Origin of the sequence: Candidatus Contendobacter odensis Run_B_J11 (assembly GCF_000531125.1) — a bacterium.
Lineage (GTDB): Bacteria > Pseudomonadota > Gammaproteobacteria > Competibacterales > Competibacteraceae > Contendibacter > Contendibacter odensensis.
In genome coordinates, this window is sequence record NZ_CBTK010000031.1 from 24,928 (window position 1) to 43,594 (window position 18,667).

The 18,667-nt window shown below is 58.3% G+C and carries 18 protein-coding genes and 2 tRNA genes; 6 read left to right on the plus strand and 14 right to left on the minus strand.

The features are described 5' to 3' along the window. Window positions 1-11 precede the first annotated feature (11 nt). From BN874_RS02715 to BN874_RS02745, 5 genes are all read right to left on the minus strand, one after another. On the minus strand, window positions 12-827 hold the full coding sequence (locus tag BN874_RS02715) for an N-formylglutamate amidohydrolase (protein WP_034430688.1): 816 nt from the start codon (window positions 825-827) through the stop codon (window positions 12-14). An 18-nt stretch (window positions 828-845) separates the two neighbouring features. Beyond that, window positions 846-1,397, minus strand: a complete 552-nt coding sequence (locus BN874_RS02720) for a DUF8082 domain-containing protein (RefSeq protein WP_034430689.1) — start codon at window positions 1,395-1,397, stop codon at window positions 846-848. Window positions 1,398-1,456: 59 nt separating this feature from the next. Further along, window positions 1,457-2,542, minus strand: coding sequence for a HAMP domain-containing protein (locus tag BN874_RS22065; protein WP_051497337.1), 1,086 nt, complete (start codon window positions 2,540-2,542; stop codon window positions 1,457-1,459). 158 nt (window positions 2,543-2,700) lie between these two features. Continuing rightward, a complete protein-coding gene (gene thrH, locus BN874_RS02740) occupies window positions 2,701-3,309 on the minus strand; it encodes a bifunctional phosphoserine phosphatase/homoserine phosphotransferase ThrH (RefSeq protein ID WP_034430693.1) in 609 nt (202 codons plus the stop codon). Between the two features lie 151 nt (window positions 3,310-3,460). Further along, window positions 3,461-4,255, minus strand: coding sequence for a Crp/Fnr family transcriptional regulator (locus BN874_RS02745; RefSeq protein ID WP_034430694.1), 795 nt, complete (start codon window positions 4,253-4,255; stop codon window positions 3,461-3,463). 145 nt (window positions 4,256-4,400) lie between these two features. Here BN874_RS02745 and BN874_RS02750 point away from each other — a divergent pair, with 145 nt between their 5' ends. Then, window positions 4,401-5,138, plus strand: coding sequence for a DUF3011 domain-containing protein (locus BN874_RS02750; protein WP_081756095.1), 738 nt, complete (start codon window positions 4,401-4,403; stop codon window positions 5,136-5,138). Window positions 5,139-5,227: 89 nt separating this feature from the next. On the opposite strand, the gene BN874_RS02755 is transcribed toward BN874_RS02750, so the two are convergent. The 9 genes from BN874_RS02755 to BN874_RS02795 all read right to left on the minus strand — a co-directional run bounded on the left by BN874_RS02755 (window position 5,228) and on the right by BN874_RS02795 (window position 14,795). Continuing rightward, window positions 5,228-5,437 (minus strand): hypothetical protein, encoded by a 210-nt coding sequence (locus BN874_RS02755; protein ID WP_034430695.1) that lies wholly within the window; start codon window positions 5,435-5,437, stop codon window positions 5,228-5,230. A gap of 137 nt (window positions 5,438-5,574) precedes the next feature. After that, window positions 5,575-5,650, minus strand: a tRNA-Glu gene (locus tag BN874_RS02760). A gap of 47 nt (window positions 5,651-5,697) precedes the next feature. After that, window positions 5,698-5,773 (minus strand) — tRNA-Ala (locus tag BN874_RS02765). 49 nt (window positions 5,774-5,822) lie between these two features. Further along, window positions 5,823-7,247, minus strand: a complete 1,425-nt coding sequence (gene gltX / locus BN874_RS02770) for a glutamate--tRNA ligase (RefSeq protein ID WP_034430696.1) — start codon at window positions 7,245-7,247, stop codon at window positions 5,823-5,825. Window positions 7,248-7,287: 40 nt separating this feature from the next. Next, complete coding sequence (gene glmU / locus BN874_RS02775; RefSeq protein WP_034430697.1) at window positions 7,288-8,664, minus strand: bifunctional UDP-N-acetylglucosamine diphosphorylase/glucosamine-1-phosphate N-acetyltransferase GlmU; 1,377 nt, start codon at window positions 8,662-8,664, stop codon at window positions 7,288-7,290. A 203-nt stretch (window positions 8,665-8,867) separates the two neighbouring features. Further along, window positions 8,868-10,052 (minus strand): phosphoglycerate kinase, encoded by a 1,185-nt coding sequence (locus BN874_RS02780; protein WP_034430698.1) that lies wholly within the window; start codon window positions 10,050-10,052, stop codon window positions 8,868-8,870. Between the two features lie 111 nt (window positions 10,053-10,163). Next, on the minus strand, window positions 10,164-11,162 hold the full coding sequence (gene gap, locus BN874_RS02785) for a type I glyceraldehyde-3-phosphate dehydrogenase (protein WP_034430699.1): 999 nt from the start codon (window positions 11,160-11,162) through the stop codon (window positions 10,164-10,166). A gap of 139 nt (window positions 11,163-11,301) precedes the next feature. Beyond that, entirely contained in the window at window positions 11,302-13,386 is a 2,085-nt protein-coding gene (tkt, locus tag BN874_RS02790) for a transketolase (protein WP_081756096.1), read from the minus strand. A gap of 233 nt (window positions 13,387-13,619) precedes the next feature. Then, the gene (locus BN874_RS02795) at window positions 13,620-14,795 is read right to left on the minus strand and encodes a cation:proton antiporter domain-containing protein (RefSeq protein ID WP_034430700.1); all 1,176 of its coding nucleotides are present in this window, start codon (window positions 14,793-14,795) and stop codon (window positions 13,620-13,622) included. Window positions 14,796-14,993: 198 nt separating this feature from the next. Here BN874_RS02795 and BN874_RS02800 point away from each other — a divergent pair, with 198 nt between their 5' ends. The 5 genes from BN874_RS02800 (at window position 14,994) to BN874_RS02820 (ending at window position 18,313) form a co-directional block, all read left to right on the plus strand. After that, complete coding sequence (locus BN874_RS02800; protein ID WP_051497339.1) at window positions 14,994-15,584, plus strand: chorismate--pyruvate lyase family protein; 591 nt, start codon at window positions 14,994-14,996, stop codon at window positions 15,582-15,584. Window positions 15,585-15,592: 8 nt separating this feature from the next. Continuing rightward, the gene (gene ubiA / locus BN874_RS02805; protein WP_034430701.1) at window positions 15,593-16,474 is read left to right on the plus strand and encodes a 4-hydroxybenzoate octaprenyltransferase; all 882 of its coding nucleotides are present in this window, start codon (window positions 15,593-15,595) and stop codon (window positions 16,472-16,474) included. A gap of 61 nt (window positions 16,475-16,535) precedes the next feature. Then, complete coding sequence (locus BN874_RS02810) at window positions 16,536-16,859, plus strand: putative quinol monooxygenase (protein WP_034430702.1); 324 nt, start codon at window positions 16,536-16,538, stop codon at window positions 16,857-16,859. Between the two features lie 12 nt (window positions 16,860-16,871). Then, the gene (locus tag BN874_RS02815; RefSeq protein WP_034430703.1) at window positions 16,872-17,741 is read left to right on the plus strand and encodes an alpha/beta fold hydrolase; all 870 of its coding nucleotides are present in this window, start codon (window positions 16,872-16,874) and stop codon (window positions 17,739-17,741) included. A 104-nt stretch (window positions 17,742-17,845) separates the two neighbouring features. Beyond that, on the plus strand, window positions 17,846-18,313 hold the full coding sequence (locus BN874_RS02820) for a Dps family protein (protein WP_034430718.1): 468 nt from the start codon (window positions 17,846-17,848) through the stop codon (window positions 18,311-18,313). The last annotated feature ends 354 nt before the right edge of the window (window positions 18,314-18,667 follow it).

Sequence of the window (18,667 nt, forward strand, 5' to 3'; positions counted from 1 at the left end):
TAAATCCTGATTCAGTAATGCCGCATCTGGAACAGCGATTCATCCCGCAGCACCGCCTCCAACGCATCGCCGACCACGCCCGCCCAGCGTTCGCCGCCGGCTTCATCGGCGATCAAATCCTGCCGAATTTCGAGTTCCACATGCGGCAAACCAGCCGCCGCGCCGTGGGTATCCATGGTGAAACCAACTTCTCGCCCGGAATACGGCTCATTGTCGCCGACGCATAATTTGAGATCGGCCCGCAAGTGCGCCAGCAACGGTGCGGCCAAACGGGGATCGCGGTTCCATAGCACCCCAAGATGCCAAGGTCGCTGAAAACCGTTCATCACCGGCGTAAAGCTGTGAATAGCGATCAGTGCCGGCGCATGGCCTTGATCGTGTCGCCAGTGATGCGCCAGCGTTTGGGTAATGGCGTGATGGTAAGGCCAGAACACTTCGTTGAGTCGGGCGTCGGCATGGGCGTCGTCGAGATCGCGATTGCCGGGAATGACGATGCCATCGCTGATCTCAGCAATGGAAGTGGGATCGCCGGGGGGACGGTTGCCATCAATCACCAGCCGCGAATAGCCCGCCAGCACCGCCGGAGCATCCAGCCGCACCGCCAGCCGGCGGGCCACCGCAGCGGCGCCAATATCCCAGGCGATGTGTTGGGCCAGTTCCACCGGACCCAGCCCAAGCTGCTGCAACTGGGCGGGAATCGTGTTGCTGGCGTGGTCGCAGACCAGCACCACGGGAGTCCGGCCGTTCGGATTGAACAGGGTGAAAGGCGGCGGATCGGCGTGACCGAGCAAGGTCGCTGCGAGTGAATGGGTAGCGCTATCGTTCATGATCAAGATTGACCCACCCTATCCGATTCGTTTGAGCACATTCTGGCGGAAGCGCGTCATCTGTCCGGGATCGGGCAATTCCCGACTCAGCGCGTCCAACGCCATATCCAGGCTGGCGACCGAATCCCAGACTTCCTCGCACAGAATCACCGCCATGGGTCCAACGAACTCCATCAACTCCTGCTCTACAACCACCCGGATTTGATCCGTCAACCGCACGCTTTTCGGATCAGTGGCGGTGGGTGGGTGCGCCGATTGACCCCCAAGCCGTTCCAGGATGTGGTGGGTGGGCGGCAAAGCCAGCCGGGATATCATCAAGCGTCCATCTACGAAACGGGCGGTGCTGACCTTGATCTCCTGTTTCCCCAGCGCTTCCAGCGCTTCCAACCCTTCCATACCTTGCTTGTTCTGAACCGACAAAAACACAATTTCGCCATCGTTCAGGCCAAACTGAGCCAGAACGCTGGTGGAGGTGACAACAGAAAAGGCGCCGGTGCGCTTTTCCCGACACAGATTCAGTAGTTTGTCACTTAAAAATTTCGCAAAGGGGGAAATTTGTGGCTGGGCCATGTCCCATGTCTCCGGGTTGCGTCAACCCTGGTGTGGACGATGCCTCCGATCACAACAGGTCACGGCTTTTTGCGCAACCGCTCGAAAGCCATTTTGATACTGACCGCCATACGCTCGATGGCGCGTGCCAAAGCGCCAATCTCGTCACGCCGCTCGATTCCGGCGATCTTCAACTCGACATGCCCTCGGCTGATGTTTTCGGCGATGGCGGTCAGTTCACAAATCGGCCTCGCTAACTGCCGGGATAATCCATAAGCCACCGCCACCACTAATATCAGCGTAAGCACAATCAAAATCAGCGCGTTGCGCCGCGCTTCCAGCAACGGCGCGAAGGCGTCGTCATAGTCCTGTTGAACGATCAGGGTCCAACCCAGGCTGATTTTCTGAGCGTAGGCCACAATGCGCCGGCCCTCTTCCTCGTAAACAGTCAGATCCTGCATTGCCTCCGCCCGATGCAGGGCCGGATGGGCGCTCAAATCCTGCAAGGTTTCGGCGATTTTTTCCGGCTTGCCATGAGCGATCACCTTATTCTTATCGTCCACCAGAATCGCAAAGCCGGTGGCGCCGATTTTCACTCCCGCCACCACTTGCGACACATCCACCAACTGCATGGCCATCGCTATAACGTCGGCACCTGATTGATTGGCGGTTCGGATCGGCCCCGCCAGAATCAGCGCCGGTTTTTGGCTGGTCTTGCCGATTACGACCTCCTGTCCGACCGGTTTGCCCTCCATCACCTGTTTGAAATAGTTGCGGTCGCCGTAGTACTGGGAGGGATTATTGTCGCTACGCCCAACACTCTGTCCATCGCGGTTAACGGTAAACGCCAAGTACACCCATTCGTAAGCGCCCTGGATCGCCTTGAGGATCGGCTGCTGGCGGGCAGCATCCATCGAGATTATGTCCGGCAGCGCCGCATGTTCGCGCAGAACTCGCAAGTTCATATTGACCCAGCCATCCACTTTGCCGGCCAGTCCGCTGGCGATCAAAGCCAAATTCAGGTTGGCGTGTTGACGCCAATCTTTTTCGAGCTGGTAGCCGCTGGTGTAAACCAGGCCAGCAATCGGAATCAACGCCACTAACACCATAGCCAATAAGGTCTTGTGGAAAATTTTTAGCGCGAATCGAGGTTGTTGTTCAGGCATGGCTTCCTCCATCTCTACCCAAATTAAGGCCCGTAGCAATTGCCAACTGAATTCAGATGCTCTCGCTGGTGGTTTATCAGCGATGTGCGCATCACTGAAACTTAGGCGCCAGCGAACGTCGGCAGCGTGAGTGATCGGGCGGGGGAAAAAGGCGTGTCCTAAAGTGCACGGATGCTGGCTTTGCGGAACGCCTCGCCCATCTCTGCAAAAGTCCGGGTGACCGGGAATTGCGGGAATTCGTCAATCACATTCTGCGGTGGCCGGAACAAAATACCGGCCTCGGCCTCGGCCAGCATCGCGGTATCGTTGTAGGAATCCCCAGCGGCGATCACTCGAAAATTGAGACCGTGAAACGCCCGCACTGCCTGGCGCTTGGAATCGGACTGCCGCAAGGTGTAGTTGACGACCCGATCCGCTACGACCTCCAGCCGGTGACAGAACAGCGCCGGCCAGCCGAGTTGCCGCATCAGCGGCATGGCAAACTCATAATAGGTATCCGACAGGATCACCACCTGGAACCGCTCGCGCAGCCAGTCCAGAAACTGGTGCGCCCCGTCCAGTGGCCCCATACTGGCAATTACCCGCTGGATGTCCGACAGCTTCAGTCCATGCTGATCCAGCAACGCCAGCCGCCGTCGCATCAGTTGATCGTAATCGGGAATGTCGCGGGTGGTCAGCCGCAGCGCTTCGATGCCGGTGCGTTCGGCGACGTTGATCCAGATTTCCGGAACCAGTACCCCTTCCAGGTCCAGACAAGCGAGTTCCATGAGAGTGCCCCTGTTGGCTGTCATCCGCACCGCCGTGATGGAGTCGGTGCGGTCGAAAAAAGTGAATGGGTGAGAGCAGAGGGTAACGCTAACCGGTTTGCCGCCATGACCGCAATAGCTACCATACCGGCGACTGATCCGGTCATCGCGTTCAGCGTGGTGCTTCGTGTTCGCTAATCAGTTCAACCAACTGTTCAGTATTGAGCCGCAACCGCAAAGCCAGTACCGTAACCAAATCAACCGCTGCTTTGGGGTTCTGCTCCAGGAACGGCATGAAGTCCTTACGGTGAATCCCCAGCAATTCGCAGGGGGTCAGCGTGGTTGCAGTGGCCGAACGCCCCTGTCCATCGAGCATGGCGATTTCACCGAAAATCTCGCCCGGCCCCAGTACGCCGAGTACGATTTCCCGCCCGTCCCGGTTGGCGACGCTGATCTTCAATCGCCCGCTCAGCACCACCAGCATCTCTTCGCCGGCGTCAGCCAGTTCGAACACGACATGGTGGATAGGCAGGGTCAACACCCGCGCCAAACCGATGATCTTTTGCAGATGAATTGGAGATAAGCTACGAAACAGAAAGCTTTTTTTGAGCGCTTCGTATTTGTGCTGCTGAGGTGCCTGGGTCTTTGGCTGCCCTCCCAGCGCCAGGATTCCGTGCAACTGGCTGGCAATCAGCGGTCGCTTGATGCTGACGTAATCCGATTCGACCAGCGGCGTAGCGGAGGCCAATACCACATTGGCATCGGGAACCATTTGCCGGTACTCGTTCCAGCACACCATCGCCATTGAATCATCCGCATTGATGATCACAATATCGGCTTGTTCAACGCTATTCACTGCCAGCCGATAGCTTTGATCCTTGCTGCCGGCCAACGACAAAATGTTGCGAATCATTCGACAGTCTTTTTCCGGCAACCCGATGGCGTTTACGATGACAATTCTGGTCATGGCTCCAATCTCCCCGCATACTCACGTTTCAAAGCCGCCCACTCCTGGCACGACCCTAGCCTCGTTCTGTTAAAGATGGTCGGCCCGCTACCTACTCTTGGACGGTACTATAATCCCCTGCTTCATCACCAAATCGGAACTTCTCATGACTATCGCACGATGTGACCCAGTGAACGATCCTGTCAGTAAAGCCGCGCCTTCCTATTGCTGGCGGCTGGCCGCAGTGGTATTGCTGGTACTGGTGGGGTCATCTCCAGGCAATGCCCAGCGCTACGACAATAACCGCGATGCCGACCAGCCGCGTTCTGATGAGGGGCGTGGTCGCAATGATCGCGATTCTGGCAGCCGTCGGGGCGGTGGCGGCGCCATAGTGCGCTGCGAATCCACTGGTCAGGATTACCAACATTGCCGGGCAGACACCAGCGACGGGGTGCAATTGTACCGTCAGTTGAGCAGGAACGCCTGTCGCTTTAACGATAGCTGGGGGTATGACCGTCGGGGTGTCTGGGTAAAACAGGGTTGCCGGGGCGATTTCCAGCTTCATACCGGTCGCAGCGGCGGCAATGGCCAGCAGCAGGGCAGGGACAATACCGCCGCGATTGTCGGTGGCGCAGTCGCGCTGGGGGTGTTGGGAGCGGTGTTGTCGGAAAATGACAACGGCAATAATAACAACGGCAACAATAACAACTCAGATCGCCCGCGCCGGACGGTGCGGTGTGAATCTGATGGCGATTACCGTCACTGCCGCGCCGAGATCCGCAATGGCGTTCGCCTCAGTCGCCAGTTAAGTAGAGCCAGTTGCCGGCAAAATGAGAGCTGGGGTTATGACCGGCGCGGCGTCTGGGTGGATCGCGGCTGCCGCGCAGAATTTTCGCTCGATTGAGCCAACCCGCTTAAACAGATCGCCAACCCGCGCTCCTGCTGTTTTTTCCAGAAACAGGGCGCGATTTGGCAATGAGCGGGAAAAGTCCCTTACCACAATTGCGGAATACTGCTGATGTAGCTCACCGATTCCTTCAGCCAATCAATCAGCGGGGTCAACCGCGCTTTTGACGCTGGATCGATATTCGCAGAAAAATTACCGGGGTGCTGACGGTTGCTGATGGGAGAGGCCAAGCCATTTAAGTGATCAATCGCCGGCAAGCTGGCAGATTCAGCACCGGCGGGGATGGCGGATGGCATCGAACAAGCCGGAGCCAAAGACCGCGAGCAGATCAAGGATGTTCTACAGGCATTGGTCGAGCGAGTCAGTCTCGATCCGGAAACCCTGCACTGTGAAATCGAACAAAAGATCGACCTGTCCACAGTACGGGATAATCTGGCGTCCCCAAGGGGATTCGAACCCCTGTTACCGCCGTGAAAGGGCGGTGTCCTTGGCCTCTAGACGATGGGGACAATGAAGCGGGAAAAAATAAACCGCCAAGCGGAATGACGGTTAACAATGGTGGAGCCAGGCGGGATCGAACCGCCGACCCCCTGCATGCCATGCAGGTGCTCTCCCAGCTGAGCTATGGCCCCGTTAATTCGGAGACGCGCAATTTAATGAACTCGCGCATCGCTGTCAACTTTATTTCAAAACCAATGATTCGCTATCCCGCTGTTGGATATAGTCCAGCGCTCGTTTGATCCGTGCCAGCGTCTTGCACCGGCCCAGTAATTCCAGTGTCGTATCAATCGGCGGTGACACCGCTGTACCGGACACTGCTACCCGCAATGGCTGCGCCACCTTGCCCAGCGCCAGTCCACTTTGCTCAGCTACCCGACTCACCGCCGCATGGATCGACTCCCCCTGCCATTCCGATACGGCAGCCAGTGCCTCGTGCAATTGTTGCAGCGGCGCTTCGGCAGCGACGGTCAGATTCTTGCTGGCCGCCTTTTCCTCGTAAGCCTCGAATTCGCAGTACAGGAAAGCGCTGTTCTCGGCCATCTCCTTGAGCGTCTTGGCTCGTTCCCGGAACGCTTTGACCACTTCGGTCAATTCCGGGCCTTCGCTGGGATCGATGCCCAACTGGCCGATGTGCCAGCTCAGATGCCGGGCCACATGCGCCGGATCGCTGGTCTTAAAATAGTGTTGATTCAACCACAGCAGTTTGTCGGGATTGAAGGCCGACGGTGCCTTATTGACCGCCGTCAGATCGAATAACTGGATCAACTCCTCCAGACTGAAGATTTCCTGATCACCGTGCGACCAGCCCAGCCGTACCAGATAATTCAGCACCGCCTCCGGCAGAAAACCGTCATCGCGGTACTGCATCACGCTGACTGCGCCGTGCCGTTTGGAGAGCCGCTTGCCGTCCGCGCCCAGGATCATCGGCACATGGGCAAACTGCGGCGGGGTCGCGCCCAATGCCTGGAAGATATTGATCTGGCGCGGGGTATTATTAATGTGGTCATCACCGCGAATGACATGAGTGATGCCCATATCCAGATCATCCACTACCACGCAGAAGTTATAAGTGGGGCTGCCGTCGGCACGGGCGATGATCAGATCATCCAGTTCGCTGTTGCGGATCACAATCCGGCCACGAATCAGATCATCCACCACCACCTCGCCCTCCTGCGGATTCTTGAAGCGCACCACCGGCTCGACATCCGGGCGCGGCGGACCCTGATAATCACGGTAGCGACCGTCATAGCGCGGCTTGTCCTTGCGCGCCATCTGCTCGGTGCGCAACGCCTCCAATTCTTCCTTGGTGCAATAGCAATAATAGGCTTTGCCCTCTTGCACCAACTGGCGCAGCACCTCGTTATAGCGATCAAAACGCTGGGTCTGGTAGAACGGGCCTTCGTCGTAATCCAGGCCCAGCCAGTTCATGCCCTCCAGAATGGCGTTCACCGATTCCGGGGTGGAACGCTCCAGATCGGTGTCTTCGATCCGCAGCACGAAGGGGCCACCGTGCCGCCGGGCGTACAGCCAGGAAAATAGCGCGGTGCGAGCACCGCCAATGTGCAGATAACCGGTGGGGCTGGGGGCAAAGCGGGTCTTGGCCATGTGAACTCGTTCAGGGTGCGATAGAGGGAAGGGCGCGATGTTAGTCTTTTTTTGGCTTGATAGGCCGCTGCCAATTGAACACATCCTTGCGTGGCGCACGAGTCAGGCACAGGCCGCCGTCTGGCACGTCGCGGCTGACCGATGAACCGGCGCCCACGGTAGCACCTTTGCCGATTCGCACTGGAGCCACCAGCGAGCTGTTGGAGCCGATAAATGCGCCGTCGTCAATCACGGTCAGGTGCTTGTTGACGCCATCGTAGTTGCAGGTGATGGTGCCAGCACCGACGTTGACGCCGGCCCCGATCTCGGCATCGCCAATGTAGGTCAAATGATTGACCTTGGAACCCGGCCCAATGCTCGTCTTCTTGATTTCGACGAAGTTACCAATATGGACGCCCGCCGCCAGTTGAGCGCCTGGCCGCAACCGGGCATAGGGGCCAATCTGCGCGCCAACCCCGACTTCCGCGTTTTCGATCCGCGAGTGCGAGAAAATTTCGACATCATCGCCAATGACGGCATCGCGCAGTACGCAGAAGGGGCCGATCCGCACCCGGTCGCCCAATCGCACCACGCCCTCAAAGACCACGTTGACATCGATCACCACATCCTTGCCGGTTGTCACCGCGCCGCGCACCTCTAACCGTGCGGGATCGAGCAAGGTTGCCCCGTTGCGCATCAACTGCTCGGCTTGCCGCAATTGATAAAAACGCTCCAGTTCCGCCAGTTGCAAACGGTCGTTGACGCCCCGCACTTCCTCCGGTTGCGTCACCGTGAACGCCTCAACTGGAACGCTGTCACGTACCGCCAGCGCTACGATGTCGGTCAAGTAATATTCACCCTGGGCATTATCGTTCCTGAGTTCAGCGACCCAGCCGCGTAGCCTCGCGGTTGTCGTCGCCAGAATCCCGGTATTAACCTCGCATAGTTGCCGCTCCGCCGCTGTGGCGTCCTTCTCCTCAACGATGCGGCAGACCCGATCCTGCCCATCGCGAACGATGCGACCATAACCGGACGGGTTGGCCAGTTGGACCGTGAGCAGCGCCAGCTTGCCTTGGGAGGCAGTATCTACCAATGGTTGCAGGGTCTCGACGCGAGTGAGCGGCACATCGCCGTAGAGTACCAGCACCACGCCGGTATCATCGATCAACGGTAATGCTTGCGCCACCGCATGTCCGGTACCCAGTTGTTCGGCCTGCTCGACCCAGAGCACGCCTTCCTCACCGGAAAAGGCCGTTTTAACCACCTCGCCACCGTGACCATACACCACCAGCCGGGTGGCTGCTTCGAGGCCGCTGGCCGTCGTCAGCACATGCGCCAGCAGGGGTTTGCCGCCCACCGGATGTAAGACCTTGGGTAGATCCGAAACCATCCGTTTGCCCTTGCCAGCGGCAAGAATCATGACCGAGAGTTGTTGCATACCGGGTAAACCTCCGATGGAATTATTCCACCCTATTGTACCGACGTTGCCGACGGGATAATCAGCGATGTATTCGTGGGAGGTGCCGTATCCCACTGCAGCTACGAGGATGTATTGGATGAGTTGCTGCGCGCTAAAGGTTCACTAATAAAAGCGGGCGACCCAAGGGTCGCCCGTCTAATCTTTACCGCAGCTTACAGTGGTTAACCGTTCGCCCGCGACTCCAGAATTTCAACGGCGGGCAGCACCTTGCCCTCAAGGAACTCCAGGAAGGCGCCGCCGGCGGTGGAGATGTAGGACACCTTATCGTAGATGTCGTACTTCTGAATGGCGGCGATGGTGTCGCCGCCGCCCGCCAGGGTGAACGCCTTGGTATTCGCAATCGCCATGGCGACCGTCTTGGTACCTTCACCGAACTGATCAAACTCGAACACACCGACCGGGCCGTTCCACACCACCGTACCGGCTTTCATAATGATGTCGGCGATCTCTTGGGCGCTTTTCGGACCGATGTCGAAGATCATGTCGTCATCGCTCACCGCGCCAGCGTCTTTCAGCACCGCCGGTTCGGCGGCATCGAATTTCTTGCCGCAGACGACATCAACTGCAATCGGAATGGTCGCGCCGCGTGCAGTCATCTTCGCGATCAGCGCCTGGGCGGTGGGCACCAGATCATTTTCGCACAGCGACTTGCCGACGTTCTTACCTGTCGCTTTGAGAAAGGTGTTGGCGATACCGCCGCCGACCACCATCTGGTCCACCTTATCCGACAGACTTTCGAGGACGGTCAACTTGGTTGAGACCTTGGATCCGCCGACGATGGCAACCATGGGACGGGCCGGCGTGGCCAGAGCCTTGGTCAGGGCGTCGAGCTCTTCGGTCAGCAGAATGCCGGCGCAGGCCACCGGCGCGTATTTAGCGACGCCATGAGTTGAAGCTTCAGCGCGATGGGCGGTGCCGAAAGCGTCCATGACGAAGATGTCGCACAGAGCGGCGTATTTCTTCGCAGTCGCCTCGACATTTTTCTTTTCACCCTTATTGATGCGGCAGTTTTCGAGCAGCACCACCTCGCCTTCGGCCACACCAAAGCCACCATCAACCCAATCGCGAATCACGCGCACCGGCTGGCCGAGCTTGACCGACATCACGTCGGCCACCGGCTGGAGCGAGTTTTCCTCGGAGAATTCGCCTTCAGTAGGGCGGCCCAGATGGGAAGTGACCATCACCTTGGCACCGGCCTTCATCGCATACTCGATAGTAGGCATTGAAGCGGTAATGCGGGCGTCGGAAGTGACCTTGCCATCCTTAACCGGAACATTAAGGTCAGCGCGAATGAAGACGCGCTTGCCTTTGAGATCGAGATCGACCATGCGTTTGACAGCAGCCATACAGTTCTCCCTTGAAATCGCGATGAATGGGGTGGTTGGAATTCCGGCTGAAAATAGCCACTAAACCGCTACCGGCTCAATGCTGGCAGCGGTTGGATGGCGGATCTCGCCTTACTTGGCCATCACGCGGACCATTTCCAGCACCTTGCAGGAGTAGCCCCACTCATTGTCGTACCAGGCCACGACCTTGACGAAGGTGCTATCCAGAGCGATACCGGCGTCGGCATCGAAGGTGGAAGTGCAGCTCTCCCCACGGAAATCAGTGGCGACCACTTTTTCATCGGTATAGCCCAGCACGCCTTTCATCGGGCCTTCAGAAGCCGCCTTCATGGCCGCGCAGATGTCCTTGTAGCTGGCTTCCTTGCTCAGCTCTACGGTCAGGTCGACCACCGACACGTCGGAGGTGGGGACGCGGAACGCCATGCCGGTGATCTTCTTGTTAAGCTCAGGGATCACGACGCCCACGGCTTTGGCCGCGCCGGTCGACGACGGAATGATGTTTTCCAGGATGCCGCGACCACCGCGCCAGTCCTTGTTGGAGGGACCATCCACGGTCTTTTGGGTCGCGGTGGCGGCGTGAACCGTAGTCATCAGACCACGCTTGATCCCCCAGGTGTCATTCAGCACCTTGGCAATGGGAGCCAGGCAGTTGGTGGTGCAGGACGCATTGGAAATGATGGTCTGACCGGCGTAGGTCTTGTCGTTCACGCCGTAGACGAACATCGGGGTGTCATCCTTGCTGGGGGCGCTCTGGATGACTTTTTTAGCGCCGGCGGTGATGTGCTTCTGGCAGGTTTCCTTGGTCAGGAACAGTCCGGTAGATTCGACGACGATGTCGGCGCCCACTTCGTTCCACTTCAGCTCGGCGGGATCCTTAACGGCGGTCAGGCGGATTTTCTTGCCATTGACAATCAAGGTGCTGCCGTCGACAGAGACCGTGCCCTTGAAGCGGCCATGCACCGAGTCGTAGCTCAGCATATAGGCCAGGTAGTCAGGCTCAAGCAGATCATTGATGCCCACGATTTCGATGTCAGAAAAATCCTTCACTGCGGCGCGAAATACCATCCGCCCAATACGGCCAAACCCATTGATGCCCACTTTGATGGTCATACTTCATCTCCAACTGGTGTAGTGTCACTGAAAGAAAGACGGATGCGGGCACCCGCCCATTAAAATCTAGCGGCTTACCGCCGAACCCCAAAACCGTTAAGTCCAACGATCAGCATAGAACATTCAAAGCTTAGAACACTTAGAGCAGCGCTGCTACGGTGGCGGCCACCCGTTCAGCGGTGAAGCCGAAATGCTGGAAAATGATCTCTGGCGGGCCGCACTCGCCAAAGCAGTCGATCCCGATCACCATACCCTGCGGACCGGCATATTTATACCAAGGCGCGGTTACCCCGGCCTCCACTACCACTCGCCGGGTCACTGCCGCCGGCAGTACCGACTCGCGCCAGGCAGCGTCCTGGGCGTCGAACACATCCACCGAGGGCATGGACACGACCCGAATCCGCCGACCCTGGCTGTTCAGTTGCCGGGCCGCCGCTACCGCCAGTTGCACCTCGGAACCGGTGGCAATAATGATCGCTTCCGGCTCGTTCCCCCCATCCAGCAACACATAGCCGCCTCGGGCAATGGCTCGCACCTGTTCAGGAGTACGATCCTGATGTGGCAGTGGTTGGCGGGTGAAAATCAGGGCGGTCGGACCGTTGGTCCGCTCCAGCGCCACTTTCCAGGCCACAGCGGTTTCCGCCGTATCACAGGTGCGCCAGACCGACAAGTCGGGAATCAGCCGCAGGCTGGCGACATGTTCGACCGGCTGGTGGGTTGGGCCATCGCCACCCACCCCGATGGAGTCATGGGTGAGAACAAACATGCAACGCAGTTTAATCAGCGCCGCCATGCGAATGGCGTTGCGGCCATAGTCAGCGAACATCAGGAAGGTGCCGCCGAAGGGAACGTAACCGCCGTGCAGCGCCAGCCCGTTCATAATGGCGTACATTGAAAATTCGCGGGCGCCGTAGAAAATCAGGTTGCCGTCGGGATGCTCGAAGTCAACCGGCCGACAGCCGCTCCACGGAATGCCGGTGGATTCGGTGAGATCCGCCGAGCCCCCGACCAGGCTGGGGAAGTGGGGGCCATACGCTTGCAGCGCACGTTGCGATGCAACGCGGGTCGCAATATCCTCGCGCCGCTCCTGAGTCGCGTGAATGAAGCTCCAGGCCAGGTTTTCCCAGTCGGGGGGAAAGCCGCAAGCCAGCCGCCGCTCGAATTCTGCTGCCGGTTCCGGGTACTCCGCCCGATAGCGGGTGAATAAATCGCTCCACTCCTCTTCCCAGTCAGCACCCTTGGCGCGGGCATCAAAGGCGCGATAAATCTCTGGCGGAATCACGAACGGTTCATGGCGCCAGCCGATGGCCTCGCGGGTGGCTGCGACTTCAGCGGCTCCAAGCGGGGCGCCATGCGATTTCTCGCTGCCACCCTTGCCGGGCGAACCCCAGGCGATAGTCGTCTTACAGCAGATCAGGGTTGGGCGGTCGGTAAAAGCTCGTGCTTGGGCGATGGCTTGGTGGATCGCTGCTGCGTCGTGGCCGTCCACGCCGGGAATGACGTGCCAGCCGCTGGCCTCGAAGCGTTGGGCCACGTTGTCGCTGAACCAGCCCCGCACCGGTCCATCGATGGAAATGCCATTGTCATCATACAGGCAGATCAACTTGCCCAGTCCCCAGGTGCCAGCCAGGGAACAGGCTTCGTAGGAAACGCCTTCCATCAGGCAACCATCACCGAGAATGACGTAGGTGTAATGATCGACGATAGGAAAACCGGGACGGTTGAACCGGGTCGCCAGCGCACGCTCGGCGAGCGCCATACCGACGCCGTTCGCCAGCCCTTGGCCTAGCGGGCCGGTACTGGTTTCTACTCCTGGAGTACGTCCATATTCGGGATGCCCCGGAGTTCTGGAACCCAACCGCCGGAAGTTGCGCAGATCTTCAATGCTCAGATCGTAGCCGCTCAAGTGCAGCAACGAGTACTGCAACATCGAACCGTGACCGTTGGATAAAATTACGCGGTCGCGGTTGAACCATTTGGGATTAGCGGGATTGTGGCGCAGAAAGTCATTCCACAGGACTTCGCCAAAGTCCGCCATGCCCATCGGCGCGCCAGGATGGCCGGATTCCGCCCGTTGTACGGCGTCCATGCTGAGGGCGCGGATGGCATTCGCCAGTTCCCGGCGCGAGAGGGTTAGGGATTCCCGGCTGGTGGGGTCGGAAACGACCGCTTGATCGAGGGTTTCGTCCACCCGACGGGCGGCCAGTTCGCTACGCGAGGGCATTCAGTTTCTCTCCTACAGTACAAAAACGGGGAAATACCGGGAAAAGCGCACCTCAATGGTGAGGCGCGCCGCGCCCTGGCTGCGCACGTCGCTCTTGCTGGGACGTTTTACCGGAAAGATCACAAGGGATATCCAGTCGCGCCAAAAGCCCCTTTGGGGATCGGCTTGGCCGAAAAATGGCGGCGATTATAGGAAAAATAGCGGTAAGCGCCAATTTATATCTTTGGCGTTATTCAATCCCGGCGCAGGCTATCAGAAATAGCGACCGGGGTTGGATAGGTGAGCACCAGGTAGTAGGTCGAGGCGATGAACGTCAGCAGGGTGGTCGCCTGTATGAGGTAAGACGCCTCTCGACCGATCAACTGGCTCTGTTCGGCAAACACCGCAATCAGCAGAGCGAACTCGCTGACTTGTCCCAGCCGCACCCCGACTTCCATGGCAATGCGCGGTCGCTCTCCGGTCCATTGCAGGAAACCACGAAATACCCACGGCTTGACCACCATCAGCAGGGAACCGAGCAGCAGGGTGGGCAGAAACACCGCGCCCAGCATCCCCAGATCGAAGCCGGCCCCCAGTGAAAAGAAAAACAGCACCAGGAAAAAATCGCGTAACGGTTTGAGGCTATCGGCGATATACAGCGAGATCGGACTGGTCGCCAGCGCTACTCCACCGATGAACGCGCCGATGGCGTAGGACAGGCCGAGCAGCGCTGCCACCTGCGAAATGCACAGACACCAGCCGATAGCAATCAGAAAGATGTACTCGCGAATTTTATCGAACCGGCGGATCAGTGGGATCAGTACATAGCGCGAACTCAGATAGGCAAAACCCAGCAGCAGCGGCAGGGTGATGATCACCAGACCCAATCCCTGTAGCGAGGATCCCCGTCCGCTCAGTCCCTCCAGCAACAGCAGCACCGCGATGGCCAGCATGTCCTGCAACAACAGGATACTAATGATGATCTCGCCAGTGTGCTGGTGATGCAGAGTGCGGGTTGGCAGCAGCTTCAACCCGATGATCGTGCTGGAAAAGGTCATCGCCGCGCCGACCAGCAGGCACTCGCTGAAAGTGTAGCCAAACAGCCATGCGACCCCTCCGCCCAGCCCCGCGAACACCAGCGAAGTGCCGAAGGTAATAAGGGTCGCCTTGCGCAGCATCTGCAACAGCCGCTGCGGCGACAAATCCAGCCCCAATAGAAACAGCAGGAACATGATGCCAATTTGGGCCATCTGCTCGATGGCCGAGGCATTATCAATCCACTTGAAGCCGTAGGGGCCGATGAAAATACCCAGCGCGATATAGGCAATCGGGAGCGCCTGGCGGGCGTACAGCGCCAGCGTGGCGAATACCGCTGCGCCGCTAAAGATCAGAAACAGGGAAAAGACGAGAGTGTTTTGGGCGTCGTGCATCGTGGATTTATTCCGGGCCGCATCATCACAGCGGCATTTTTCAATATCCGCTGATGATAGGAAAGACACTATATCAGGATTCAGCGCCACCCCCCGGCGAGCAAGATTTGGATCGCGCTGGCCCTATTCACCCGATAGTCAGTAACCGTGGCATAATTACCCACTGTTTCAAATCGCTCATCTCACGAAATAATCACCTTGCACACCCATCGTTTTGTGCCTCGCCCTGTCCCGCCGCGTTGGCACTCCTACCCGCGTCTATCCCGGCGCGATTTGCCCGTAACCCTGACCGACTGGCTGCTGGACAGCGGGTCGCTGACCCGGCGATTGCGCCAACTCTGCCCAAGCCAATTCCGGGTGCGGGTACTCTGGCAGGGTTGGAACCGCCCCAGCGTCGACGAAGCCCGCGTTCTGGGGTTGCGCCTGGATGCTTGGGTGTGGACCCGCGAGGTGCAATTGCTATGTGATGATCAGCCTTGGGTCTTCGCTCGAACCCTGATCCCGGCACGGACTTTGCGGGGGCGGGGCTGCCGGTTGACCCGGCTCGGAACCCGACCCTTGGGTGAAGTGTTGTTTACCGATCCCGGCGTCCGGCGCGGTCCGGTCGAAATCGCCCGCATTGTGGCCGGCCAGTGCTTGCACCAGCGAGCGCTCGCCGGCTGTACCGAACCGCCAGACGCCATCTGGGGGCGCCGCTCGATGTTCTGGATCGCGAAGCGCCCGCTGCTGGTCTGCGAGATTTTCCTACCTGACTTGCCGGTAGCACCTGCCTGTTACCGACCGGACTGATGTTCACTATGACTATCAAACACTTTGAAGATCGTCTGCGCGAATACGCGCACTTGATGCGTCTGCATCGCCCGATTGGAATTTACCTGTTGCTGTGGCCGACCTTGTGGGCGTTGTGGTGGGCGGGGAACGGCCAGCCGCCACGCGGTGTGGCACTGGTTTTCGTACTGGGCGTGGTGCTGATGCGCTCAGCCGGCTGTGTCATCAACGATATTGCCGACCGTAAGTTTGATCCACAGGTCGCCCGTACTCGCGACCGACCGCTGGCTGCGGGCCGTGTCAGTCTGGGCGAAGCGGTGGCGCTTACTGCGGCGCTCTGTCTACTGGCATTCGCCTTAGTGTTGACCCAGAACACCCTGACCCTTGAGCTGTCTTTTATCGGTTTGGCGCTGGCTATCAGCTATCCGTTCATGAAGCGGTTTCACTCATTGCCTCAGGTCAATTTGGGGGCCGCCTTTGGCTGGACGATTCCGATGGCTTACGCCGCAGTGACTAATGCAGTGCCGCCAATCGCTTGGCTGCTGTTCTTGGGCAATGTGCTGTGGTCGGTGATTTACGATACTCAGTACGCGATGGTGGACCGGGAAGACGACCGGAAGATCGGCGTAAAATCCACCGCGATCCTGTTCGGTGAACGGGACAAGCGCATAGTCGGCTATTTGCAACTAACGCTGCTGGGACTGCTGATTCTGGTCGGGTTGCTCACCGGGCGAGGCTGGATTTATTACCTTGGCCTGGTCGTGGCGGCGTGCTTTGCGCTGTACCAGCAGTACCTGATTCGCGACCGCAAGCCGGATGAATGCTTCAAAGCGTTTCTCAATAACAACGGCTTCGGCCTGGTCATCTTCTGCGGGTTGCTGCTGGATTATCTACCGGCGGGTTCGCCCTGAATGTTTGCACTCCCTTGTTCTGCCAGCAGGCGAGGGAGTTTTTGTCAAGGGAGGAAAACCGATGCTGATTGTCCATGTTTTCGTTCACGTCAAACCTGATTGCGTCGAGGTCTTTAAGAGCGCTTCGCTGGATAATGCGCGTCACAGCATCCAGGAACCGGGTATCGCCCGTTTTGACGTAATCCAGCAGGCCGATGATCCCACCCGCTTTGTGCTGGTTGAGGTCTACCGTGCGGTCGAGGATGCCGCTCGTCACAAGGAAACGGCGCACTATGCGGAATGGCGCGATGCCGTAGCCGACCTGATGGCGGAACCGCGCAGTAGCGTGAAATATGCCAATCTGTTTCCGACCGATCCGGGCTGGGATTATCCGCCAGAGATTTGAGATACCACGCCGATGGTCGAAGAACTGGAACTGCGCACCCCTTATCTGCGGCTGGCGGCGCGAGCCTGGGGGCCGCCGAAGGGCATTCCGGTGCTGGCGCTGCACGGCTGGCTGGATAACGCCGCCAGTTTCGACGCTTTGGCGCCGCTGTTGCCCGATATACGGCTGGTCGCCCTGGATTTGCCGGGGCACGGGCAATCCGAACAGCGACCGCCGGGGATGCATTACCACTTCGTGGATTTCATTCCCGATGTGGTCGCCGCCGCCGATGTGCTGGGCTGGGAATACTTTGCTCTGCTCGGTCATTCCCTGGGCGGCGGCATCGCCAGTTTTGTCGCGGCCATTCTGCCGGAGCGGGTCACTCGAGTGGCGATGATTGAAGGTCTGGGTCCGCCGACCAGCCATCCCGCTGACGGTCCGATTCACCTGCGTAAAACCATCGAGCAGATGAACGGGTTGCCGGACAAGCGCCCGCCGGTTTATCCGAGTATGGACGCGGCGATTCAGGCGCGTTGCGAGGCCAGCGACTTGTCATGGCGGGCTGCGGCAACTTTAGTGAGTCGGGGCGTCCAACCCATTGGCGAGGGCTATGGCTGGCGCACCGATCCGCGTTTACGGTTCGCCTCGCCGTTGTATCTGAACGAGCCGCAAATCCTGGCCTACATGGAGCGGATTGCAGCGCCCGCGTTGCTGATTTGCGGCGCGGACGGTTATCTGGTGAAACGGGCCTATATGCAGGAACGCTACGCCCGCATTGCCAATCTGAGCGTGAACATTCTGCCCGGCGGGCATCATCCGCATTTGGAAGATCCCGAACCGTGCGCTCGGTTGCTGGCGCCCTTCTTCGCCGCCGAATCCGCGTCAAATAGCCAAGAGCTATGAATTGGTTTTCAATAATCAATTGGCGCTATTAAAAATTCACCGCTAATCTTGAGGCCATCTCATTCATTCACTCCACTCAAACCTGCGGGAGAACGCCCATGAGTATGCAAATTGATATCGGCATCAGCGATGAGTTACGCCATGAGATCGGCGAAGGCTTGTCCCGGTTGCTGGCCGATACTTATACCCTGTACCTAAAGACCCACAACTTCCACTGGAACGTCACTGGACCGATGTTCAACACCCTGCACCTGATGTTCGAGGCCCAGTACACCGAATTGGCGCTGGCAGTGGATTTAATCGCCGAACGCATCCGGGCATTGGGTTTGCCAGCGCCGGGTAGCTATGCCCAGTTTGCCAAGCTGACCAGCCTTCAGGAGGAAACCCGGGTTCCAGCGGCTGAAGAAATGCTTCGGCAACTGGTCAAGGATCAGGAAGCGGTGGTGCGCACCGCTCGCTCGATCTTCCCGGCGGTGGAAAAGGCCAGCGATGAACCGACTGCCGACCTGCTGACTCAGCGGATGCAGATTCATGAGAAAACGGCGTGGATGCTGCGGAGTATGTTGGGCTAAGCGACCGGAGCGGGAATTGCTGTTGAAGACGCCAGCGAAGTTGCTCGCTGGCTTTCTGGATTTCACGACAGGCCGGTCTAGCAGCGGTTCCCGCTCTCTTATTTTTGTTACCATGATTTTTAAGGATATTTTTTCGAAATGCAGCCCTGATTAGACGAAAAATCCTTATAAATCAAGACAGCGTGAACTGTTAACCTACAATGCTACAGCGCCAAAATACCGTGAAGAAAGCTGATAGATTTCTCTTCATTGATAGCCGATTCAGGCGACAGGATCAGCTTGCTAATGGCCTTAGAGACTGTCTAAAAACTAAGATATTGAATTTTAGTATGTTTTTTGCAAAAATAAGGGGTG